The sequence below is a fragment of the Microbispora bryophytorum genome, assembly GCF_006874465.1.
Lineage (GTDB): Bacteria > Actinomycetota > Actinomycetes > Streptosporangiales > Streptosporangiaceae > Microbispora > Microbispora bryophytorum.
In genome coordinates this window covers 217,965-240,949 of record NZ_VIRL01000003.1, presented here as the reverse complement: position 1 = coordinate 240,949, position 22,985 = coordinate 217,965, and the positions used below count along the sequence as shown (strand labels likewise).

The 22,985-nt window shown below is 72.9% G+C and carries 18 protein-coding genes; 7 read left to right on the top strand and 11 right to left on the bottom strand.

The features are described 5' to 3' along the window. Positions 1-23: 23 nt before the first annotated feature. Positions 24-296 carry a WXG100 family type VII secretion target gene (locus tag FLX07_RS08600; protein ID WP_142569335.1) on the bottom strand — a complete coding sequence of 91 codons (273 nt, stop codon included), beginning with the start codon at positions 294-296 and terminating at the stop codon, positions 24-26. A gap of 255 nt (positions 297-551) precedes the next feature. Between FLX07_RS08600 and eccB the strand changes: the two genes are divergently transcribed. After that, positions 552-1,964 carry a type VII secretion protein EccB gene (gene eccB, locus FLX07_RS08595; RefSeq protein WP_142569333.1) on the top strand — a complete coding sequence of 471 codons (1,413 nt, stop codon included), beginning with the start codon at positions 552-554 and terminating at the stop codon, positions 1,962-1,964. 1 nt (position 1,965) lies between these two features. On the opposite strand, the gene FLX07_RS08590 is transcribed toward eccB, so the two are convergent. From FLX07_RS08590 to FLX07_RS08545, 9 genes are all read right to left on the bottom strand, one after another. After that, positions 1,966-2,508, bottom strand: a complete 543-nt coding sequence (locus FLX07_RS08590; RefSeq protein ID WP_208762122.1) for a hypothetical protein — start codon at positions 2,506-2,508, stop codon at positions 1,966-1,968. A gap of 10 nt (positions 2,509-2,518) precedes the next feature. Beyond that, entirely contained in the window at positions 2,519-3,028 is a 510-nt protein-coding gene (locus FLX07_RS08585; RefSeq protein WP_142569331.1) for a hypothetical protein, read from the bottom strand. Beyond that, a complete protein-coding gene (locus tag FLX07_RS08580; RefSeq protein ID WP_142569329.1) occupies positions 3,028-12,894 on the bottom strand; it encodes a WXG100-like domain-containing protein in 9,867 nt (3,288 codons plus the stop codon). The genes FLX07_RS08585 and FLX07_RS08580 overlap by 1 nt, the downstream gene beginning before the upstream one ends. A gap of 2 nt (positions 12,895-12,896) precedes the next feature. Further along, on the bottom strand, positions 12,897-13,247 hold the full coding sequence (locus FLX07_RS08575; protein WP_142569327.1) for a hypothetical protein: 351 nt from the start codon (positions 13,245-13,247) through the stop codon (positions 12,897-12,899). Continuing rightward, positions 13,244-13,678: a YbaB/EbfC family nucleoid-associated protein gene (locus FLX07_RS08570; RefSeq protein ID WP_142569325.1), complete on the bottom strand. Its 435-nt coding sequence runs from the start codon at positions 13,676-13,678 to the stop codon at positions 13,244-13,246. Before FLX07_RS08570 ends, FLX07_RS08575 begins: the two co-directional genes overlap by 4 nt. 134 nt (positions 13,679-13,812) lie before the next feature. Further along, positions 13,813-14,148, bottom strand: coding sequence for a hypothetical protein (locus tag FLX07_RS08565; protein ID WP_142569323.1), 336 nt, complete (start codon positions 14,146-14,148; stop codon positions 13,813-13,815). Positions 14,149-14,183: 35 nt separating this feature from the next. Beyond that, entirely contained in the window at positions 14,184-15,452 is a 1,269-nt protein-coding gene (locus FLX07_RS08555; protein WP_223853037.1) for an SseB family protein, read from the bottom strand. Then, positions 15,452-16,237, bottom strand: coding sequence for a hypothetical protein (locus tag FLX07_RS08550; protein ID WP_142569322.1), 786 nt, complete (start codon positions 16,235-16,237; stop codon positions 15,452-15,454). The genes FLX07_RS08555 and FLX07_RS08550 overlap by 1 nt, the downstream gene beginning before the upstream one ends. Positions 16,238-16,240: 3 nt before the next feature. Further along, on the bottom strand, positions 16,241-17,398 hold the full coding sequence (locus tag FLX07_RS08545; protein ID WP_142569320.1) for a hypothetical protein: 1,158 nt from the start codon (positions 17,396-17,398) through the stop codon (positions 16,241-16,243). A gap of 239 nt (positions 17,399-17,637) precedes the next feature. Here FLX07_RS08545 and FLX07_RS08540 point away from each other — a divergent pair, with 239 nt between their 5' ends. The 6 genes from FLX07_RS08540 to FLX07_RS08515 all read left to right on the top strand — a co-directional run bounded on the left by FLX07_RS08540 (position 17,638) and on the right by FLX07_RS08515 (position 22,181). Further along, positions 17,638-17,988 carry a WXG100 family type VII secretion target gene (locus FLX07_RS08540; protein WP_142569318.1) on the top strand — a complete coding sequence of 117 codons (351 nt, stop codon included), beginning with the start codon at positions 17,638-17,640 and terminating at the stop codon, positions 17,986-17,988. 36 nt (positions 17,989-18,024) lie between these two features. Beyond that, positions 18,025-18,327: a WXG100 family type VII secretion target gene (locus FLX07_RS08535; RefSeq protein ID WP_142569316.1), complete on the top strand. Its 303-nt coding sequence runs from the start codon at positions 18,025-18,027 to the stop codon at positions 18,325-18,327. Between the two features lie 79 nt (positions 18,328-18,406). Further along, complete coding sequence (locus tag FLX07_RS08530) at positions 18,407-18,769, top strand: hypothetical protein (RefSeq protein ID WP_142569314.1); 363 nt, start codon at positions 18,407-18,409, stop codon at positions 18,767-18,769. Between the two features lie 28 nt (positions 18,770-18,797). Next, on the top strand, positions 18,798-20,255 hold the full coding sequence (locus FLX07_RS08525; protein ID WP_142569312.1) for a WXG100 family type VII secretion target: 1,458 nt from the start codon (positions 18,798-18,800) through the stop codon (positions 20,253-20,255). Positions 20,256-20,272: 17 nt separating this feature from the next. Then, on the top strand, positions 20,273-20,686 hold the full coding sequence (locus tag FLX07_RS08520) for a hypothetical protein (RefSeq protein ID WP_142569310.1): 414 nt from the start codon (positions 20,273-20,275) through the stop codon (positions 20,684-20,686). A gap of 28 nt (positions 20,687-20,714) precedes the next feature. After that, positions 20,715-22,181 (top strand): WXG100 family type VII secretion target, encoded by a 1,467-nt coding sequence (locus tag FLX07_RS08515; protein WP_142569308.1) that lies wholly within the window; start codon positions 20,715-20,717, stop codon positions 22,179-22,181. 49 nt (positions 22,182-22,230) lie between these two features. On the opposite strand, the gene FLX07_RS08510 is transcribed toward FLX07_RS08515, so the two are convergent. Next, positions 22,231-22,671 (bottom strand): YbaB/EbfC family nucleoid-associated protein, encoded by a 441-nt coding sequence (locus FLX07_RS08510; protein ID WP_142569306.1) that lies wholly within the window; start codon positions 22,669-22,671, stop codon positions 22,231-22,233. Positions 22,672-22,985 lie beyond the last annotated feature (314 nt).

Genomic DNA, 22,985 nt, shown 5'->3' with positions numbered 1-22,985 from the left:
GTCCGGCGGCCTTCTGGTGCCGGTCAGCGGGTGGCGGACTCGATGTTGCCGCGGTAGGTCGTGATGACCCGGGACGCCTCGTTGAGCTCTTCTGTCATGCGCTGGAACGCCGCCCGATAGCTCTGCCAGGCGTCGTGGAAGCGCTGCGCGCCGGGGCCGGTCCAGGCGGTGCCGACCTTGGCCGCCTCACGGTCGAGGTTGGCCATCGTGGCGCGAACCTGGTCCGCCTGCTGGCTGAACTGCGCGGCCATGCTCTGCATCTCCGCGGGGTCGCCGCCGAGCAAGCTGTTACCCATTCAGTCACTCCTTCATCGACAAAGGGGCCGCCCTCACCGTAAATCGATTGTCAATCCTGTGAACCCCTTATGCCGATCGGCTATATCCAGAGCTGGGAAAACCTGGCTTTTCCCCCACTCCATTCCCCTTTTTCCTAACGTCCGGAACCGGCTCCGCCCCGCAGGAGACCGGCGGGGCGGAGACGGCGGCGGAGATCACAACGGCGCCGGAGGCCAATATGCTGGCTCCCATGCCCTCGGACAGGGAGAGGTGACGTGCAGACCCGGAAGGACCTCTACCAGGCATACCGGCTGATGCAGCAGCGTCTGGGCCAGGCCCTGCTGCAGGGCGAGCCGGACGTCGCGGAGTCGCCGATGCGGCGGCACACCATCGCCACGTTCTGCGGGGTCCTGCTGTCGGTGCTCCTGCTCGCCGTCTTCGGCATCTGGGGTGTGGTCAAGCCGGGCGGCGCCACAAAGCTCACCGAGCCCGGTCAGCTCCTCGTCGAGCAGGACACCGGCGCGACCTACGTCTACAGCCAGCAGGAGCGCGTGCTGCTTCCCGTGGCGAACTACGTCTCCGCCCGGCTGCTGCTCGACACCGCCGACGTGACGGTGCGCGACGTCTCCGCCGCCTCGCTGGCCGAGCTCCCGCGCGGGCCGCTCGTCGGCATCCCCGGCGCGCCCGACTCGCTGCCGGCCAAGGACAAGCTGGTGCACGGACCGTGGTCGGTGTGCGTGGTGGACGGCCCCGACGCCACCGGGGCGCCGCGGCCGTACGTCACCTTGGTGGGCGGCGTGGACCTCGGCGGCAAACCCCTCGGCGGCGGCGCCATGGTCGTGGACGACGGCCGGCAGAAGTGGGTCGTCTGGGGCGACCGGCGGATGCGGGCGAGCTCCAGCGCGGTGAGCGCCCTGAACGCCCAGCCCAGGAAGGTGCCCGCGACCTGGCTCAACGCCATTCCCGAAGGCACCGACTTCAGCGGCCCGAAGATGCAGCACCTGGGCAGGAAGGTCCGGGGGCCCGACGGGAAGGTCACGGCGGCGGTCGGGCAGGTCTTCACCGTGCCCGGCATCGGAGGCGCCCCCGCCCGCTGGTACGTCCTGCTGTCCGACGGCTTCGCGCCGATCACCCTCACCCAGGCGACCCTCCTGCTGGCCGACCCGGCCATCAAGGCGGCGTACGGCAGGCGGCCTCCGCAGGCCGTCCCGATCGACGCGGCCACGGCCAACGCCTCGCTGTCCAAGCAGAGCGTGGTGGGCGGCGGGATGCCCGAGACGATGCCGACGGTGACCTCCCCCGCCTCCACCACGCCGCTGTGCGCGGTCTACTCCGGCACCCGCGGCGGCTCGACACGGGCGACGCTGACCGTCGGCGCCTCGATCGCGATCCCCACGCCCAGGACTCCGGGCGGCCAGGACACCTTCGACCAGGTGCTGCTCCCGCCGGGGACGGCGGCGGTCGCCGGTCTGCTGCCGGGCGAGGGACAGCTGGGGTCGATCACGAACTACTTCCTGGTGACGGACCAGGGCCGCAGGTTCGCCGTCGCCTCGGCCGACCTGCTGCCGAAGCTCGGTTACGACGCCTCCGACGCCACCCCGGTGCCCGCGCACCTGCTGCATCTCATCCCCGAGGGCCCGCCGATCGACCCGGCCGCCGCCCGCGTGCCGGTGCCGCTCGGCAAGTGACTCAGCCGTTGAGGTGGCGGAAGTCGTCCAGATTCTGCTGGTAGAAGGCGATGTCCTCGACCAGCCGGTCGCGCAGGAAGCAGTCGGGCTCCGCCTCCCGGGCGGCCAGCCCCGCCGCGGTCCGGAAGGCCTCGGCGGGCACCTCGTCCTCGCCGGGCGGGATGAACTTGAGCGCCTCCCCGAGCGCGTCCCTGGCCGTCTCCCAGCCGCTCACCACCCGCTGGAAGAGCCTCTCGTCCCCCGGCTCCTCGCTGTATTCGAGGTCGTCGGCGAGCGCGAGGCGCGCGTAACCGGCACCGGCGAGCCGCCACTGACCGGGGTCGATCAGCTCGGACGGGCCGATGCCGAACCGCTCCCCCTCGTCCCTGGCCTCCGCCTCGCTCGCGTACGGCACGAGCACCTCGGCCCCGCCGGACCGGACCGTCCACGCCTCGGGCCCCTCGACCGGCGGCTCCTCGCGTCCGGCCCCGTCCACGGTGAGCGCGAGATACAGCCGGGCCTCCGCGAGTGTCCGCGCCTGCGGAATCGGCACTGCCTGCTCCATTTCTCTTACTCTAGGCTCCGGCGAGCTCCCGGTAGGTGTCGCGTACGACGAGCAGCCGGTCGAGGCGGAACCGTCCCGGCTCGGCGGCGCGCACGGCGCGTCCCCGCTCCGACCAGAACGCGTCCTCGGGCACCTCGTCCTGCCCCGGCGGGACGAACTTGATCACTTCCTCGACCGCGGCCCGCGCGATGGACAGCGCCTGCCGCTCCCCGCCCTCCGGGACGTTGCCCGCCGTCAGGTCGGCCACCCACAGCCACTCGCCGGGGTCCAGCAGCTCGGACGGCTCCGCGCCGCCGAACGTCGGGAAGCCCGTGGGCGTCACCTCCCGTTCCGGGAGTCCGAACAGGTGCTCCCGCTCGGCGCCGCACGCCGCGCACCGCCCCTCGTAACAGGTGACCAGCTCCCCCTCGACGCTCGCCAGGCCGCTGTCCCAGCCGGTGTCCGCCGAGCCGCAGGCGCAGGGGTTGAGGTCGAGATAGAGATGCGCCTCGTCCCTGCTCCTGGCGATCGAGTAGGGCATCACACGTTCCTCGCGTTCCGCTGTCCGGTGTCCTCCGGTGCGGGGACGGTGTCGTCCTCGTCGGGCGGCTCCCAGCCGGAGGTGTTGCTGAGCCTGCGCATCCGCTCCCACAGGTCGGGGACCGGCGCCTGGGGCGGCACGGTGACCCACGGCGGCGGGGGCGCCACCTGGCCCCGCGCGCCGAGATCGCGGGCGACCGCCTCGATCTCGTGCCGCAGCCGCGCCCGCTCCTCGTCCGAGGTCGTCGCCCGCCATCTGCGCGACAGGTAGGCGTGCTCGTTGTAGCGGGCGGAGGCACAGGCGTCGTAGCCGGGATCGAGGGCGTTCAGGAACCGGCGCACCGTCCCCTGCTCCGCCGCCGACCGCTTCTGCAGGGTGTCGCTGATCTCGTGCAGCAGCACCCGGGCCACCACGTCGGGGGCCAGCCTCGGCGCCAGCCGGATCACGTGCGGGCCGGCGCCCGCGGCGACCTCCGTACGGCCCGGGCGTCCGCCGCCGGGATCCTCGGGCAGCACGGTGAAGCGCTGCGTGCCGAACCGGGCGGTCTCGACGGTGACGACCGTGCCGTCCGGCGTCGCGGTCACGGCGTGGACGCCCCGGCCGAAGTCCGCCGGGCGCAGGTCGGCGACGGCCGCGGGGATCTCGGCGTTCGACAGGCCGGGCAGGTGCGGGGCCCGGCCGTCGGCCACGAACGCGGTCTTGGGGATGGGCTCGGCCGTCACGCTGCCGGGCGGGGCGGTGATGAGGGTGGTGCCGCCCCAGGTGGCGTCCGCGGCCGTCTCGGGCACCGGCCAGCCCGGGTCGGCCGGCGCGGGCCTGGCGACGCCGAGGGCGTCGAGCCGTTCGCCGATCCGGTCGGCGAACCCGTCGGACCGCCCGCCGTACAGGTCACGCAGGTCGAGGCCGTGCCCCTCGGCCAGCGCCACCAGATCGGGCGGCACCGTGCCGAGCGCCTCGGCGAAGGACTCGCCGGACAGCTCGCCGGCGGGCGTGGCCAGGTAGCGCTCGACGCTGCCGTCCGGCCGCCTCAGGTGGAGGTGGACGTCGGCGCCGAGGTCGCGCGCGAGCAGCCTGGCCTCCTCCACGAGAGCCATCGAACCGGGCGGCGTCGCCGGCGTCGCATTCGTCTGCGTGGGATTCGCCGGCGTCGCATTCGTCGGCGCCGCATTCATTTGGCCGATGTCGGCGACGATGCCCACCGGCAGCGTCCCCGTGCGTCCTCTGAGCGCCGCGGCCATCGCTCTGCTGGGTGCCGCCGGGTCGTACGACGGCTGCCTGGCGGCCAGCGCGCGCACGGTGTCGTGGGAGAGGAAGACGCCGGGCGTGGCCGCCCTCTGCCGGTGGAAGTCCCACAGCGGCCGGGTCGCGCCCGCGTCGCGCCGTGCCAGCATCTCCTCCAGCGCGTACTGGAACATGATCAGATGGGCCGTGCCGGTCGCGCCGTGCGGGATGTCCTCGGTCCGCAGCACCGTCTCCGCGCCGCCGCGCGCCACCTGGCGCACCTCGAACCGGAGGTCGAAGTCGACCCGGAACCGCACCTTGGCCCCGGTGCTCTTCGCGAAGACGCTGGTCTCGTCGCGGTTGCCGCCGCTGCCCGAGCTCGACTGCGCGGTCTGGTCGCCGGCGCCGAGGTCGGCCCCGACCCCGGCGGCGTGCCCCCCGCTGTACGTGCGGCCGAGCGGCAGCATCTGCCCCCGGTCGGTGGCCGTTCCCGCGGTGTTCTGCTCGCGGTCCACCAGCCCGAGTTCGGTGTCGTTCAGGCCCAGGGCCACCGGGTCGGGTTCGGACAGGCCGGCGTGTATCCGCACGTCCACCACCCGGCCGGGTCTGCCCGGCATGGGCAGCCGGATGAGCCGGTGCCCGTCGGGGCCGGTCATCCGCTCCAGCCGGGTCGTGAGGCCGTTCCCGGTGAGCGCCTTGGCCAGTTCGGCGTAGTGCTCCATGGTGGCGGCCCCGCCGAGCAGGTCCTTGCGGGAGAGCCGGTCGAACACGGCGCGCAGCAGCCCGTCGGCCCTGAGCCCCTCGGTCGCGAAGACCTCCGGCGGCACGACCCTCCGCACGTCGGGCCGGGCGGGCGGCCGCGCGGCGACCGTGCCCTCCTTCGCCACCATGCCGTCCGGCAGCACCCGGGTCATCGTGCCGTCCAGCGTGACACGGCCGGCCCGGGGGACGCGGGTGGCCTTCGCGACGGCGCCGCGCAGGCGGCTCGAGGTGCGTTCGACCTCGATCGTGACGGTCAGCGGATGCTCGACGAGTTGCCCGCCGCGGAATGCCGCGTGGCGCTGGATGCGGGTCCGCTGCGTGCCGGTGGTGGCCGTGCCGGTGTGCGACCTGTCGGTGGCGACCGCGCGACCGCCGCTGCCGGCGTCCTGTCCCGCTCCGGCGTTCGCGTTGCCGCCGAACGTCTTGCCCGACGACTCGGCGTGGTCCTCCTGCGTGTACGTGTAGTCCTGGAGGATCTGGCCGAAGTTGTGGACGTTTCCGCCGTACGTCGCCTCGTCGCCGTGGAGCACCGCGCTGATCCTGACCGTGACGTCCTCCGTGAGGTGCGGACCGATCCTGAGCGAGTACGTCTTGACGAAGCCCTCCGTCCCGCTCATGTCGTCGATCTTGCCCCACCAGCGCTTGCCGGCGAAGTCGCCGAACAGGCTGCGCAGCAGGACCGGGTCCCGCTTCAGCGCGCCGGGCGCCACCTTCCCGATCTGGTCGAGCACCTGGTCGATCAGGCGGGTCGGCGTGCCGTCCGGGGCCGTGAGCTCGGCCCTCTTCACGGTGCTCTCACCGAGGGAGTCACGGTAGAGGTCGGGGACGTCCACACGGCTGGCGAGGTCCGGCAGCCTGTCGTGCATCTGCTTGAGCCGGTTCCCCTCGGCCGCCACGCGCATCGGGAAGTCCTTGGCGAGCCGCTCGGTGAGCACATCGCGGGGGTGCTTGTGCTCCAGGTCGGGCCGGGGGTGACCGTTCCTTCGCGCCAGCGCCCGGTCGGCCAGGTATCTGCGGACCAGCGGCACCGCCGTACGCGGGTCGAGCCGGAGGTTGCCGTCCAGCAGTCGCGTCACCGCGTCGGCCACCTGGTCGAGGGGCAGCTTGAGCCGGCCCGTGCCGTAGAAATCGAGCGCGTCGCGCTCGGGAAGGGAGTAGACGACCGTCCTGTCCCGCAGCGGCGCGGCGTCGGCCCGCCGGTTGCCCGTCTCGTCCCCGGAAACCGTGATGTCCGCTTTCATCTCGAACACGTAGTGCTTGCCGGTGTCGATGGCCAGCCGTTCCCTGCCCCAGATCGCCGTGTCGGAGATCGCCGACGACCTGCTCCCCGCTCCGGACGCGCCGGCCTCCTCCTTGCCGCCGAGCGGGCCGGGCAGCGCCTCGCTCACACCGGTCGAGGCGTCCACCGACCGTCCGCCGCGCGTCTCCGTCCGCGTGGTGTGCGCACCCATCGTGAAGTTGATGTCGCCGACCACCAGGTCGGCCGCGGTCACGAACGTCGACTCGCCCAGCCGGGCCGTGACCCACGCCGACGCCCGGTGCGTACGCAGGCCGCGCGGGCGCACGGCCAGGGCGGTGCTGTACGTCGTGGCGGGTTCGGCGGGGTCGGCGAGCAGCCATTCCGGGTGGGAGATGAGGTTGCGCATGGTGAACGCCTCGGCGAGGTGGTGGAACGACACCGAGCCCGGCCGCATCGCCTTCGGCAGCACCGACCGGAGGGAGCCGAGCACGCCGGTTCCGTCCACGTGCAGCAGGGTGGCCAGGCTCAGCGCCTCCGGGGACGTCGGGTGGCTGGGCGAGGGCTCGGCCCGCTGCTCCGGCAGCAGGTCGGAGGGCAGCAGCACCCGCATCCACACGTCGCCGCTCCGGGCCAGCAGCGTGGCCGTACCGTCGTCCTCGATCAGGTCCACGGTGAGCCTGTGCGGGACCTCGAAGACCGCCGCCGGAGCGGTGCCCTCCGCCAGCGTGACCAGGTTGCCCGTGTCGTTGAGGGTCGTGGAGAACGTGTGCCCCTTGCTCCAGTGAGCGCCGAACCCGCCGCCGGTCGAGCCGCCCTGGCCCGGCTTCGTCTCCAGGCCGAGACCGGGGCCGACGTCCCGGGACCGGCCGCGCGAACGGCCGACCGAGCGGCCGGAGGTCTCCGACGAGATGTCGAGGTCGGTCACGACGTCGGCGGCGCTGGTGCCCTGGAACTCCTCCTGGCCCGACTGCGCAAGCCGGATGCGCACGGTGAGGTGCCGGCTGGCCCGGCCGATGCCCTGGGTCACCAGGTCGAGGAGGATGCCGTCCTGCATGGCCTGGTCGTACGCGGTCTGCAGACGGGCCGGGGAGAACTGCTCGGCCAGCTCGATCATGTTGGCGATCTGGCTCGCCCGGGTCAGCGGGTCACGCGACAGCCGGCCGTTCTCGCCCGGCAGCAGGCCGCGCGCCCGCAACGCCACCTCGACCTTCGTCCGCACCTCGTCGAGGTTCCTGACGCTCTGCGGCCGCTCGCTGGCCTGCACGAGCGCGGGCCCGGCGCCCGTGGCGCCGCCCGCCGCTCTGCGCGACCAGCCGGGCAGCCTGGGCAGGCGGCCCTCCGGGGTGCCGGGCGTCGGATCGTCCCTGAGCCTGCCGTCCTTCTGTACGGCCGACCGGTCGACGGGAAGGCCGTAGCGGTATGCCTGGGGCTCCGGCATGCGGAACAGGCCCCTGCTCTGGCCTTCCACAGGGGTGTGCGGGGCGTCGTCGGTGTTCAGCCGCACGGTCACCGTGTGTTCGAGCTCCAGCGCGTACGCCTGGGTGTGGCCCGCCCAGCGCTGCACGCTCGGCCGGATGGCGGTCCCGCCGGCGCTCATCGACCGCGACCGCGACCAGGAGCGGCCGAGCCCGCCCGTGAGGCGCGGTGTGGCGGTCTTGTAACCGTCGAGACCGGCGGCGCGGAGCATGTGCCGATTGCCGACGGGAAGCTGGGCTCCCGCGGTGCCCCTGATCTCGAAGGACCGGCCGGCCGAGCGCGAGCCCGACGCGCCCGAGAACCCCACACGCAGCCGTTCCAGGCGGTGCTTGGTGCTCGGCGTGCCGACCGGCCGCGCCGTGTCCATCATGACCTCGGTGTGAATCTGCACATAGCCGATCACCCGCCCGTTGACGGTGATCGGGCGGCGCAGTCCCTCGGGGTCGTTGATGGCCTCACCGAGCCGGGCCGGCAGCTCCTTCGTCATGATCGTGAAGATCTGGTCGCGAGTCATGCCGCCGACCTCGGAGTGGCCGATCCGCGCCGCGGTGCGCTCGGCGAGGTCCTGCAACCCGGTCAGCCCGGTGACCGCGTGCTCGGGGAACGGCGTGCGCTGCCGCTCTTTCGGGTGAATCCGGGTGACCTCGGCCGGCCCCCGCTGCGCGTGCGTGTGCGGCAGATACATCCGAAGGCTCCCGGCGTCGCCGGCCGTGCCGCCGTCCACGCGTGCCGTCTCGGCGCCGGTCGCGGTGCGCAGCTCCACCTCCGCCGAGGCGAGCCCGTCGAGCACCAGCGCCTCGCCCGCGTTGTCCTGCACCGCGCCGGCCAGCGCGAAATCCGACGCGTTGCCGTTGAACGACTCGCTCCTGCCGAAAGTGGAGCCGATCCTGAACACGCCGAACTTCATCAGCATCCCGAGCCAGTGGGTGTCCTGCCACGGCTTGGTCAGGGCGTTCAGGTCGAGATTCGGCGCCAGGCGCACCGCACGGTTGGCGGTGGCGGAGGCCGAGCGGCCGCCCTGCGGCAACTGGCCGAGCATCGACTGGGAGTGCCGCACCGGATGGCCGAAGACCTCGACCAGGTCCGTCACCCTCAGCCGCAACCGCAGCTCGGCCCGGGTGCCGCGGCCCACCCGCAGCAGCACCCCGTCCTGCGACACCACCCACCTGAAGTTCGACCGCAACACGTGCGACAGCTCGTCGGGCGCGTAGCGGTGGTCGACCCCGGCGCGTTCGAGCATGTCGTTGACGACCTGCGTGAGCCGTTCGAGATGGGGCAGCCGGCCCGCGGGCGTCGCCTCCGACAGGACCTCGGGCGCGGGCAGGGCCTCCGCGAACGCCTCCTTGTACGCGGTGTGGGCGGCCTCCGCCTCCCGGGCCAGCCTGGCGATCTCCGCCGGCGGCGTGCCCGTCCGGCCCGCGGGGACGGCGTTCAGGGCGCTCTCCAGCGTCTGGTACGCCCTGCGTGCCTCGACCGCCTGCCGCACCGCCCGCGCGTACGCCTCCTTGCTCTGGCCGGCGCGCTCGGCGCTCGCCCGGTGGGCGTCGCGGTCCGCCAGCGCCTTGCGACGGCGTTCCCCGGCGCCGCGGTCCTGTTCCTGCGACGCCTTCTCGGCGGCCTCCTCGGCCTTCTTCGCGTCGGCCGTGGCCGCCTTAGTGCTGTCGATCTTCCCCTTGACCGCCTTGAGCAGCTCGTCGGCGGCTTTCGTCAGCGTGTCCTGCTGGGCGCGGGCCAGCCCGAGCAGATCCGCCACCGGATCGGGCGCGGCGGGGCTCTGCGGGGCGGGGCTCTGCGCAGTGGAGGTCTGCGCGGTGGAGGTCTGTGTCGCGGGGTCGGGGGCCGGCTGGGGTGCGGCGGATGGCCGGGGCGCCGACCAGGGCGATGCCGGGGCGGCGTGCCCGAGCCTCTCGATCTCACGCCCCAGTTGCTCGATCTCGTGCACGATGGCGGGGCGCTCCTGTGCCGGCGCCGCCCGCCACTGCCTGTCCAGGAGCGCGTGCTCGCGATAACGGGCCGTGACGCAGGCCGTCGCGTCCGGCTCGGCCGTCCGGCTCAGGAAGGAGCGAATCACGCCCTGCCGGGGGCCGGACATCCGCTGGAAGACGTCGCTGATCTCGTGCAGCCACACCCGGGGCAGGATGTCGTTCGCCAGGCGCGGCGACAGCCGTACGACGTGGGGGTCTGCGGCAGTGCCGGACCGGACCCCGGTCCTGGCGAGACGGCCGCCGCGTACCGGGCCGACCTCGAACCGGAAGTGCTGCGCGCCGAGCCGGCCCGTGTCCACCACGACCGTCTGCTCACCGGCTGTTCTCAGCGCCGTCACATCGGGAGCCACGTCGGACGCGCGGAGCGATAGGAAGCCCCGCTCCGCCTCCTGCTGCGACAGGTCGGCCAGGTGCGGCGGCCTGCCGTCGGCGACGAACAGGCTCCGCACGATGGGCCGGGCGGTCACGTTCCCCCGCCCCCGGGTCGTACGGGGTCCCGGCCGCGTGCCGGGCCGCGCCGGGTTGGCCGTTTGAGCGGAGTTCGCCGCCGGAGCGGCCCCCGTGTTGGAGTTGGCCGTGTTGGAGTTGGCCGTGTTGGGCGAGGCCGCGGCGTTCGACGACGCCCCGGCGGAGGCCGCGACGGCCTGGCCTCCGCTCGCCGGGTTGGGTGTCCCGTTCGTGCCGGAGGCGGACGCGATCCCGGCGAGGCTCTCGGCGCGCCGGACGATGTCCGCAGCGATGTCGGAGGAGCGGCCGACGCGAAGGGCGTGGTCGAGTCCGTGCGGCGGGACCACCGCCTCCTCCACCAGTCCGGCCCCCGCGTCGCTCAGCCGGTCGGGCCGCCAGCCGCGTGGGTTGTCCTCCAGCACCTCGCCCGCCACAGCAACTGCGGCGGCGCGGCTGTCCGGCGTCGCGTCGGCGAGCCGGGCGAGCGCGTCGAGGGCCCCCTCGACCGGGAGCCCCTGGCTCTCCTCAGCGATCCTCGCCCCCAGCAGGGCGGCCGCCTCCGCGCGGAGCCGAGGTGTGTCCACCCCCTCGGCGGCACGCGCCGTCAGTCGATCCGCGAGGGCCTTCATGTCCTCGCCCGGCAGTTGTATCGACCTTCCGTCGGGACCGGTCAGCCTGGCGCCCTGGCCGTCGCGCAGGAAGAGCACGTCGGGCGCGATCGTGAACAGCACGTCGGAGACCGCGGTACGAGCCGAAGCCTGCAGCGCGGCGCTGCCGGAAGTGGTGCCGGCGGTCGTCCCGGAGGACGCCGAGGCCGAGGCAGCCGGGGCCTGAGCACCCGGGCCCGGGGCAGCCGCCGCAGCCGGTGACGCCGCGGCGGATGACGTGGCGGGTGAGGTGGCGCCACCGGGAAGAGATGCGGCCGACGGCGCGACGGAGGGCGTCCCCGTGGACGCGGGGGCCGACGTGGGGCTCGCGGCCGGAGTGGGGCTCGCGGTGGAGGTGGCGGGTGTGGCCGGGGCGGGCGTGCCGGAACCGGCCGTGCCGGGGGCGGCACCACCCGCGTTGGCGGCACTGCCTATGCCGGGGTTCGTTGGGCCCGCGCCGGACGGTGCGGGGGACGGCGCGGTGCTCGCCGCCTGGGTGGACCCGCTCGGCGTCGCGGCCCCCGCCTGGCCGACCCCGGTGGCAGCGGGCTGGCCGGCGGTGGCCGACGGAGCGCTGGTGGCGGAGGAAGCGGCCGTTGCCTGGCCGGACGCTGCGGGGGACGGCGCTGTGCTCGCCGCCTGGGTGGACCCGCTCGGCGTCGCGGCCGCAGTCTGGCCGGCGCCGGATGTGGCGGGCTGGCCGCCGGAGGGCTGCCCCGCGACGGACGCGGGGCTCGTGCTCCCCGAGCCCGTGGACCCGCCGGTGCCTGTGATCTGGCCGCCGCCGGCCGTGTTCGTGGACGCGGCCCCCGGATCGCCGCCCGAAGGCTGCCCGGCGGCGGAGGCCGGAGACGTACCGGAGAGGGCACGGGTCAGGTCGGTGCGCAGGCTGGTGTCGTACGCCGAGGCCAGGGCGGTACGCGGGCTGATACCCGCCTCGATCGCGTCCAGGTTGAACGGGCTGATCGTGTTCGTACGGGCGGCGCCCGACAGGGCGGCTCCGAGCAGCGACTCCCCGTCGGGCATCTCCCACTGGCCGTACACGAGCCCGTTGGCGAGGACGCTTCCGGCCGGAGAGGCGATCACATTGGTCAGGCCGGTCGTCAGCGCCCGGCCGGGGAAGCGCTTGAACGCGTTGCCGAAGCCGGGGGCGTCGGTGTTCAGCCTCCTGAGCAGGGGCGTCCTGTTGACCAGGTTGCTGACGGGGCGCGCGGCCCCCATGCCGACGGCCGCGCCGCCCGCCGCGCCCAGGGCGGCGGCGCTCGTCATCTTCCACTCCCAGCCGTCCCGGGTGCCCATCTTCCCCTGCTGGAACTGGGCGATGCCGTCGCCGGCGATCTCCTCGCCGATCTCCTCGACGATCTCCCTGCCCAGCGGGTTGGCGAGGATGCGGCCGAGCAGGCCGGCCCGGACCGAGGCCAGCGCGGTCCCTCTGGCGAGCGCCCGGGCCGCGGCGGGACGGCCTGCGGCGAGGGCGAGCTGTTCGAGGATCCTCTCCATCTCGGCGCGGGCGCGGGCGGCGATCGGCCCGACCAACCGGGTGGAGGCCCCGGCGGAGTAGAAGGCCGCCACGAGTGCGATGAACGTGGCGATCAGCGCGATCCAGAACATCACGTTGTTGGACAACTTGGAATACTGGGTCGCGCGGGCGTAGTCGTCGGCCTGCGCCGCGTAGGCGAAGTGGTTGTTCGCCACCCCGAGCAGGCCCGACTGCTCCGAGTAGTGCTCGCCGAGCCGTGCCAGGAACGCCTGCATCGACGGGCCCTGCATCCCGCTGAGCACGGCGACCGCGGCGGCTCCCACCGGATCGATGGACTGGACGACGCTCACGGTCGCGGACCGATGGGCCCGGGCGAGCTGCCAGAGCAGGCTCTCGCTCGCCTCGGGCCATGTCTGGCCCGCCGTCAGCATGGCGATGAGGTCGTCGGCCCAGGCGGGCAGCGACTCGCCCCAGGCGGGGGTGACGTCGGCGACAGAGCCGCCGCCGTCGGCGAAGCCGGGCAGCCCGTCGCCGGTCGAGGTGACGTCGCCGTTCGTCGTGGCCGGCTTGGCACCGGAGCCCGTACCGGTCGTGGAGGAGTGCGTCATCGTCAGACCCGTTTCAGGATCTCGCGTACCTCTCTGGCCCGTTGGGCGTCCATTCCCCGGGCGTTCTCGGCGCTGCGCCGCACGGTCGGGCCGAGCTCGACCACCTTCGCGGCAAGGTCCTCACCCTGCTTCATCACCGTGTCGGGCCCGTCGCCCTGCATGTAGGCGGAGCGGAAGGCGGCCCCGGCCTTGTCCTGCCCCCACGGCTCGGCGGCGTTGAGCCGACGGATCTCCCCCAGGCTGGCGGCGTAGCCGCTCTCCGTGTCGGACGAGGCGGCGTGCCACTGCGACAGGCCCTTCGCGAGCTGCTGGGGACGGATGTCGACGTAGTTCACCTCGAACAGCTCACTCATGGCCCCTCCGGTGTCCGCCTCGGCGTCTGCATCGGCATCTGCATCGACATCTGTTCGAGCACCGCGTCGAGGTCACCGCCGATGTGTGCCCTCATCTGCTCGGCGGGGATGAGCGGCGCGAAGATCTCGACGACCCGGTCCTGGGCCTTGGCCACGGCGGCGTGGATGGTCCGCGTGATGGCGTCGGCCAGGCCCCGCGCGTCCTGCCGCCGGTAGATGCGCGGGTCGAGGTCGAGCCTGATCAGGTCGCCGTTCGCGCCGACGGTGGCCGCCACGAGCCCGTCGCGCGACTTCTCCGTCACCTGCACGGCACGCGCCTTCTCGTGCAGCGCGGGCGCCTCCTCCTGCAGGCGCATGAACGTGGCCCGCAGTTCCTCGGCGTACGCCCGCATCCCGGCGGCGTCCGGCGTCTGTCCCCCGGTCGTGTTCATCACCCCGATCGACCGCGTTCACCTCGATGATGATCTATGTCCAATATGCGGGATTATCACACCTCGCTTTGACATTCGGCTAGTGATGTCGGCAGAGGCGGCGAAGACACCGATCGGACACGCAGGGCACCGTTCTAGCCGGAGAACCTCTTCGCGAAGTCCCGGGCCCATCGCGCGGCCCTGGCGGCCTGGTCGCCGGTGACGGGCGCGCCGGGCATCCGGCTCAGACGCTCCACCTGCTCGGCGTAGCGCAGGTACTCCCGGTGAGCGTGTTCCCGGCATGCGAGGCAGGTGACGCTTTCCGGGCGGGTCGAGGTCATCGCATAGGGCACCGGGAGCCCGCAACCAACGGTGACGACATCCGGCGCATCGGGTGCGTGCCCCAACGACGAGGCGATCAGATTGCGGTAGTCGGCTCCGGCCTGCATCACCTTCTGCTCGACATGAATGTGCGGATCGGTCTCGCTCATCTGCGTCCGCTCCTTCGATCCGAATGGTCCCGGAATCAGGCTGGTTCGTGGAGCCCCAGGTCGAGGGGCTCGGCGTGCTCGTGTAACCCGCTCGCCTCGGCGCGGGCCACCCAGCGCCGGTGGACGCCCCGCTCGATCCGCTCCAGGCCGAGCGCCCGTGCCACCGGCAGCCGCCCGCCGGTGTATTCGAGCAGCAGCTCGCCTTCGCGCTCGTCCCGTACGAGACAGGGTGCGCCGCGCCACTCGCACACCCGCGTGACGTGGAAGACGGCCTCGCACTCCCCGGCGGGCACGGGCCGCACGAAGCGGCCCGGAGCGCGCTCCTCGAACCCGTCGGCCGGCCCGTCGCCTAGCAGCCGGATCAGCAGCCCGTCGTGTCCCGGATCCGGACTCGCCGGGAAGTCGGCCCCCCGCCAGCGCGCGCGGTAGGAGCTCAGGGAGGCGGCGGCCGGCTCTCCGGGCCCCCAGCGGCCGAGGTCGCCGTCGTGAACCGCGCGCACGACCTCGGTGCCGGCCGCGGTCAGCTCGACGACCTCCGAGCCGTGCGGCAGCCGTACGGCGTCCACCTTGTATTCGCGGACCAGGAAGTCCACATTCGGCGCGAGGCCCATGCCGGCGAACGGCGGCTCCTCGACGACCCAGCCCGCCACCGCCTCCATGCCCGCCTCGTCGGTCCCGCCGTACGGCGTGCGGTAGAGGTTGAGCCCGACCGTGCGCCACCGCAGCAGGAACAGTGAGCCGTCGCCGCTGAGCAGGCCGTCGTCGGCGCCCCGGCCGAGGGCGTCGGCGAGCACGGCGGGCGTCGCCACGTGCGCCACGTCGAGCGCGTGGTGACAGTAGCCGGAGACGCGCGACTCCCCGTCGCCGAGGTAGCCGTGCACCTCCTCCGGCGTCAGCGGCTTCTGCACGACGGGCAGGGCGGGCTCGGGCTCCGCCATGCGGTCCTGCGCGAGTGTGGGGACCGCCAGCCTGGCGACGGTCCCCGGTTCGAGCAGGAAGCGCACCGGCAGGCCCGGGTTGACGGCGAGGCCCCAGTGCGGGTCGGGCCAGCCGGCGGCCAGCTCGGCCAGCGAGGTGATCCGGGCGCGGGACAGGCCCGTGGCCGCCGTCATGGCCTCGAAGGAGGTGTAGGCGGGCAGCCACACCCGGTCGGGCGCGGTGATCGTCGGCCAGGCGGCGTCGCCGTCCGGCGGCATGGGCAGCGCCAGCTCGGTGTCCCTGAGCATGCTCAGGCAGACCGCGAGATCGCCCGCGTCGTACGCCGCCCCGAGCCGCCGCTCGAACGCGCCGGCCGCCCACTCCATCAGATGCCGATCGGCGGCATGAAGGACGGCGTCTTCCCGATGTCGCCGGGGTCCGGGAGGGGCTCGGTGAGGCCTCCGCTGGTCGGATCGAAGGCCACCTTGGCCTTGGTGAAGTCGGGCGCCTGCATCGTGACGGCCTGCATGCCGGGGAACTTCTGCTGGGCGCCGCCGGCGAGGTAGGCGACCCCTGTGAAGATCGCGGCGACCTTCCAGTTCAACCTCGCCAGGACCGCGAACACCTTCTGCGCGGTCCTCGACATGGTGGCCATGATGCCGGTGACGGTGGGCTGCACGGCGGCCATGGAGATGGGGTTGGTCTTGGCCGCGACGCTGATGTTCGCCAGCGTCAACGCCACCCCGCCCATCGACAGCGCGATGACACTCGCCACCGTGTAGAGCTGGGACGCGGAGTCCAGGCTGGCACCGACCCCCTTCATGCCCTGGTCCAGTCCGTCGAGCTGACTGTCCAGCTCGGCGAACTTCTCCTTGACCGTGGTCAGCATCCGCCCCTTCAGATGCCCGTTCGACTCGAGCGCGGTGAGCTGCCCTTTGAGATCCGCCCGCAGCCCCCCGATGTCGACGGGCGCCTGGCCGCCGTCGCCTCCCTCGTTGCGCCACTCGCGCGCGCCCCGCGACATGGCGTCGGGGTCGGCGACCATCGTGGCCAGCAGTCCCGCCAGCGGCAGCGCGCTCGGCTCCAGGATGGCGGCCATGCCGGCCATGCCGGCGCCGGCGATGAAATTGTTCCGCGCGTCCCAGATCTCGACGTTCCCGATGCTCACCATGGCTTAGACGTCCTCCTGCATCCCGAGGACGGCAGGCGCCACGTCCTCGTCGCCGAACCAGGTGCTCTCGTCCTCCGGCACCGCGGCGCCCCGCTCACGCTCCTTGTCCTGGTCGCCGCTGCCCGCGCCCGCGCCCATCGGGGCGTACGGCATGGCGGGTATCCCCCCCGCCCCGCCGCCGCCGCCGGCACGACCGGCGGCGCCCGGGCCCCCGCCCGAGCCGTACGCGCCGGAGCCGTTTCCGCCCGAGCCGTAGGCGCCCGAGCCGTAGCCACCGCTCCCCGGCCGGTTCACGGAGTGGTCGCCCGGCCCGTAGCCGGTCGTGCCGAGGTCGGGGACCGGCGGCGGCGTCGGCAGGGACAACGGGTTCGGGGTGTACGACGACAGGGCGGTGTCGCCCGGCAGTTTGGGCGTCTCCAGCGGATTCACATTGTTCTGGCCGAGCCCGTCCAGGCCCGTACGGCCGAGGCCGTCCTGACCGAGGCCGCCGCCGTTCGGGTCGTCGAGCCCGCTGCCGCCGAGGCCGTCGCCGTTCACGTCACCGGGGCCGGGCAGGCCGTCGCCGTTCCCGCCGGGGCCGGGCAGCGTGCTCCCGTCGGGCAGGTCCGGGTGCGACAGGCTGTCGTCGATGTCGGTGCCCAGTTTGTCCTTCGGAAGCGTGAGGTCGTTCCCGAGGCCGGAACCGGGGCCGGTCTTGGGCAACCCGTCTCCGCCGAGTCCCAGCTTCTTGGGGTCGAACCCGGGGACCTTCGGGCCACCCGGCAGGCCGTGCTGACCGCCCTTCCCGGTGTCGCCGGAGCTCTGCTTCTCGGCTTCCTTGGCGTTCTTCACCGCCTGGTCGACGGCCGCCTTCCAGGACTCCAGGACCTCCTTGCCCTTCGCCACGGCATCGGCCGTCGTGTTCCGCACCTGGCTGTGCACGCCGTTCAGGCTGCCGCCGATCACGCCGAAGGTCAGCATCGGAAGGTGGATCTTCTTGATCCGGTCGCTCGTGTCCGCCAGGACCTGTCCCCGGCCGGCCACGTCGTTGCCGAACTTCGTGACCTCGGGGTAGTCCATCTTGAACTCGGGGTCCGTCAGGCGGGGGTCCACCGCGCCGCCCGTGTTCATCGTGTTCGCCAGGCCGGCGAAAGGATTCCCGCCGCCGCTCGTATCGGTCACAACACCCTCCAGCCGATTGCCGGCAGATTGCGTTTTCAACTACTTACGGCCGAGTCACCACAAAGCTCGCAAATCGCACAAAGCTCCTAACCGGCCGCCTGACAAAAGCGCAATAGACGTGACAAAATCTTAATCTCGGACAGCCCCGGCAAGTCCCCTGCTGATCCATTACTGTGACTTTTGGGTCATCACCCGACCCGCCTGGTCGGGGGTAATTGACAGGATCAGTGGAGGTGGCCATGTCGCACTCTGGCGCAAGCCAGGCTCAAGTCAGCCGGCACGACCTGGACGAGGCGATCACCTGGATCGGCGACGCGGCCGAGAACATCCGCGGCATCCAGCGTTACCTGGACAGTGCCGGCGAGAACCTCAGGACCCACTGGCAGGGCGAGTCGCACCACGCGTTCGACAAGGTGCACCTGCTGTGGCACGAGCGCATGGACGTCATCCTGGGCAGCCTGCAGACCCTCGCGGAGAGCATCCGGGCGAACAACAAGAACTACGCCGAGTTCAACGCGCAGGCGACCACCGAGATCAACAAGATCGAGGCGCTCATCAACCAGGCCCCGCCCGCCTCGTACAGCCGCTGAGCCCGAGACGACCACCAGGAACGGACGGAGAGCGCGATGGTGGACTTCGACATCACCAAGGTCAACTTCAGTGGTCTGGACTCAGGCGAGACCGAGTTCCAGAACGCCTTCAACCGGTTGGTCACCGAGCTGGAGAACCTGGAGAACAAGCTCAACACCAAGACCGCCATCTGGCAGGGCGGCGCCAAGGACGCCTACGACCAGACGAGGCGGATCTGGCAGCAGGAGGCCAAGGGCCTGGCGGACATCGTGTCTCTGCTGGCCAAGAACATCAACATCACCAACATGAACATGCAGGACGTGGAGCGGATCAACGCGGCCATGTTCGACGGCAAGTGAGCGGACGTCCGACGATACGGCCGGAGGCGCCGGCGCTCGTACGCCGGTGCCCGTCACGGCGTTGACGGGAGTGTGACGCATGGCTCGCGACGGTGGCATGGAGGTCAGCCGCACGGCCCTCAGGAACGCGCGCAAGGACTTCGAGGAGGCGCTGGAGCTGCTGGCGCCCGGTGCGTCCAAACGCGAGGTGACTCCGGTCGCCTTCCACGAGGGCGGCGCGGTGAAGCGCCTGCTCACGCAGCGTGATGCCGTCGGCGGCTTCTGGGAGGCCGCGATGGGGTTCCACACCAGCGTGACCGGCGCCGAGAGCGCGGTCACCGCCGTCTACGCGGAGATCGCCTCGACCCTCGGCATCGCCGCCGAACGCCTGGAACTGGCGGTCAGGAACCTCGACGCCGGAGAGCAGGCGGGCGTGCGGCATGTCGGTGTGGCGGACGTCTAGTCGCATGCGGAGTGGTTGAGGAGGCGCCGTGGCGGAGCGGAAGATGCCGATCAGGGCCGCGATCGACGCGTCCGATCCGGGCGTCGTCATGCTGGAGACGCTGCGCACCTCGCTCGAGAAGACCGACCCCGAGCTCATCAGGGCGGCCTCGGGCGAGTTCAAGAGCGTGCACGACAAGCTCAAGTCCGTGGTCGCCACGCTCGACAGGCACCTGGACTCGCTCGACAAGCACTGGACGACGGGTGAGGACGCCAAGCAGGTCAAGGAGCAGCTCCACCGGCTCAGGGCCTCCACGGTCGCGGTGATGACCGCGATCGTGGACACCTCCGCTCCGGCGGGGCAGTCGGGGTCGCCCTCGGCGCGCGGCGTGGTGCCCGCGCTGGACGTCTACGCCAGTTCCCTCAACCAGTTCCGGGGCGAGAACGTCCCCGAGCCCACGAAGAGCGACGTCGACTGGTACGACGCGGCCGTGGAGGCGGGGGCGGTCGGCGCGGCCGGCGGCGCCATCGCCGGCTCTCCCTTCGCGGGCGTCGGAGCCATCCCCGGCGCGGTCATCGGCGGCGTGGGCGGGTTCATCGTCGGCGGCCTGGCCGGCGCCATCGGCTCGGCCTTCGGCGACGGTCCCTTCCTCAACCTCTTCGGGGAGTCGAAGGAGGAGAAGGACATGAAGGCGGCCGAGGAGCACCTCAAGAAGCTCACGCAGGCGACGCAGGCCGCCAACGCCCTCTTCCCCGCCTCGCTCGACACCGACGTGCCGAAGTTCGACATGACGCCCCCGACGTTCACGCCGGTGACCGGTCCCGGGGCGACCTTTCCGAACCCGACGCTCCGTACGGACATGGGGAACTGGCAGAACCCCGCCTCGCTCGGCGATCTCGGCACGGGCTCGACCGGCACCACCGGCCTGGGCGACGGCGGTTTCCCGGGCTGGAACGGCTCCGGCGATCCGTACGGGCCGGGCACGGGCGTCCCCGGCGGTGGGACCGGACTGGACGGTGCCGGCGGCGGGTTGGACGGCAACGGGCTGGACGGCAACGGGACGGGCGGCGACCCCAACGGCGGCCTCGGCGGCACGGGCGCGGGCGGCGGCACGAACGGCGGCGCCGGCGCGAACGGCACGCGGCCGGGCGACGCCGGGCTCGGCGGCACCAGCCTTTCCGGCCACACCCCGCAGACCGCCGTCCCCAACGGCCTGACCGGCGGCACCGGCTCGGGCACCGGCACGGGATACGGCGGCGGGTACGGCGGTGGAGGCTACGGCGGTTCCGGCGCGGGCGGCGGTTCCGGCGCGGGCATCGGCGCCGGGGGCGTGGGCGGGGCGGCGGCACGCGCCGGCGTGGGCAACGGCATGGTTCCGATGGCCCCGCACGGGGCGGGCGGGGGCGGCGAGCGCCAGGAGCGCGAGCGCACCACCTGGCTGCTCGAAGACGAGGACTTCTTCGTCAGCGACCAGACGACCACGTCGCCCCGCATCGACAGGGCGTAAGGCGAGGGAGGCAAGAGGTGGGCCAGGATCCCGGCGGCGGGTCGCCGCCGCCGAAGCTGCCGCTGCCCGAGACCTGGCCGGGTCTCGGCGCAGGTCCGGGTGAGGTGTACATCGACCACACGCGGGTCCGGCAGATCCTCAAGGGGCTGCGGGACGAGCTCGGCACGCTGCGCGGGCGCGCCCCCGCCAGCATGAGCGCCACCTGGAGCGGCCCGGGAACCGCGGGCGAGGTCCAGGGACTGACCAACGTCGGCCCCTCGGAGACCGGCCCGTGGGAGGCCGCGAAGTATTTCGGGTTGAACGCCGAGCAGGCCCACGAGGTGCTCGGCGGCAAGTATCAGCTGCTGATCGACCGCATCGAGGCGATGGTGAGCGCGGTGGAGCAAGCCGTCGTGAACTACGAGAAGGGCCACACGAGCAGCAGCGCGTGAGTCGCCGAGGGCAAGGGGAAAGATCGCGATGGGGGCCGAAGCCGGCTGGGAGCCGATCAAGGTATACACGAGCGTCGACGGGCTCGACCCGGACAACCTCTCCCGGGAGCAGATCAAGCAGAAGCTGGACGCCGCGAGTCCCGACACGGTCCGCCGGGCCGGTCAGGCGTTCATCGACGCCGCCGACCTGGTGGGCGGGAAGGTCGGCGGCAGCGGGCCGTCCGAGGTGGGCATCCAGGCGGCCCTGAGCAGGACCGCAAAGGAACTCGCCGCCGTCTGGCGCGGTCCCGCCGCCGAGGAGGTGCAGTCCGCCCTCCGCGCGCTCTACGCCACGGCGGGCGCGCTCGGCGACGCCATGACCGCGAGCGGGGCGGCGATGTCCTGGTACGCGGACGTGGTCAGCGACGCGAAGACGAACTTCCCGGCCGGCCCGAGTGGCTCGGGCGGCTCGAACGAGGGCGCGGGCGGCGGCACGAACGGGACCCCTTCTCCGTACCCCTCGCCTCCGCTTTCCTCCTCTTCCTCGTCCCGGAGCTTCTCCACGCCCGCCCCCTCTCCCGGCGCCATGCCCTACCCCGACGGGGACGAGGCGGCGAGGGCCCACTTCCGCAAGCTCAACCAGCAGATCCAGGAGGCCAACAACGCCTTCGCCGAGGGGCTGGCCTTCGAACTTCCCGCCGTCGAGCCGCTGCACATCGACCTCGCGAACTCCCCGCGCATCCATGTGGGCGGGACGGGCGCACCCACCACGACCTCCGACGGCGTGTGGCACGGCGGCTCGTACGGCGACGGCACGACCGGCTCGGGCTCGACCGGGTCCGAGTCCGGCGGCTCGGGATCCGGCGGAGGCGGCCAGTCGGGCGGCGGCTCCGGCGGCACGGATGGTTCGGGCACCGGTGGCTCGGGCTCCGGCGGTTCGGGCTCCGGTGGCACGGGCGGCGGTGACACCGGCTCCGGGGGCGGCGGCACGGAAGGGTCCGGCGGCACGGGCGACCCCGGCACGAGCGACCCCGGAGCGGGCGGCGCACCGGGTGCGGGACAGCCCGGCACGGGACAGCCGGGCGGCTCCGGCGACGGATCGGGCACGGCTCCGGCCGTGATCGGCGGCGGCTCGACGGAGCTGGCGACCACCCACCCCCTGCCCGGCGCCACGGCCCCCGCGGGCACCACCCCCCACGCGCTCACCGGCTACCCGGACCCGCGGATCCCCCTGCCCACCGCCGGGCCGACCGGCACGCTGCCGCCGGGCGGCGTGATCGGCGTGTACGGCGGGGCGCGCACCGGCTATGGGGCGGGAGCCGCCGTGGAGGGCGGCGGCCTCCTGGGCGGCTACCGGGCCGCCCAGGGCGGTGCTGGCTCGTCCTTCCTCCCCTATGCTCCGGCGGCGGGCGGCGCCGGGACGGGCGGCCAGGACGAGCGCGAGCGGGAGATCTACGACCCCGAACCGGACGTCTGGCGGGTGACGAGCACGATCAGCCCCGACCGCATCGGCTAGGGAAGTCGCGCCCGTTCGCGTGGTCTCCACCGGACGGGCGCGCCGCCCGTCAGAGGTTCAGCCTGCGGCTGATCCGGTCGAGCTCGCCCAGCACGTCCTCCGTGGTGCGGTCGAAGGCGGACTCCGCCTCCCTGACCTGCTTGAGCACGGCCTCGGGGTCGTTCAGGAACCGCGTCTGATCGCCCTCCTGCCCGAGGACCTCGGCCATGGCCCGGTTCATCTGCCGGTACAGGTCGTCGGACGCGGCGCCCACCGTCTCCTTGATCCGCTCGGCCAGCTCGCCCGAGCTCAGCCGCATCGCCTTGGGGTGAAGCTTCAGCTCGCTCAGCCCCCGGCCGGTGAACTCCACCTCGACCAGGCCGTCCTCGTCCCGGGCCCGGCCGACAAGCGAGGACAGGGTCTCCTGGAGTCGTTCGACGGCCGCGATCGTGGCGTCCGCGCGCCGGCCGAACCGCTCCACGTCGAAGTCGTCGAATCCGCTGCCGGCCATTCGAGCCCCCTTTTGCCGTTATTCCGGAACATCGGCACGCTAACGCATCAAAGGCGGGCGTACGGGGGTTTGCGAGCTCGCCGTTACACGCCAGTGAACGGGCCCCGAATTTCCGCTGTCCACCTGCGGAAACGTCACCACTGCGCATGGCGGGGGCGCGGAGCCCGGTGATAGGCAAGATCAGTGTCGTACGGCGCATCTCCCTCCAGCGGGCCATCCGGGACGTCCTCCCTCCCGGCCTCCTCCGTCTCCCCGATGGTGAGCCCCTGCCCGCACACGCCTCCGTGCCCGGCCGGTCCCTGCCTGCCTGACTC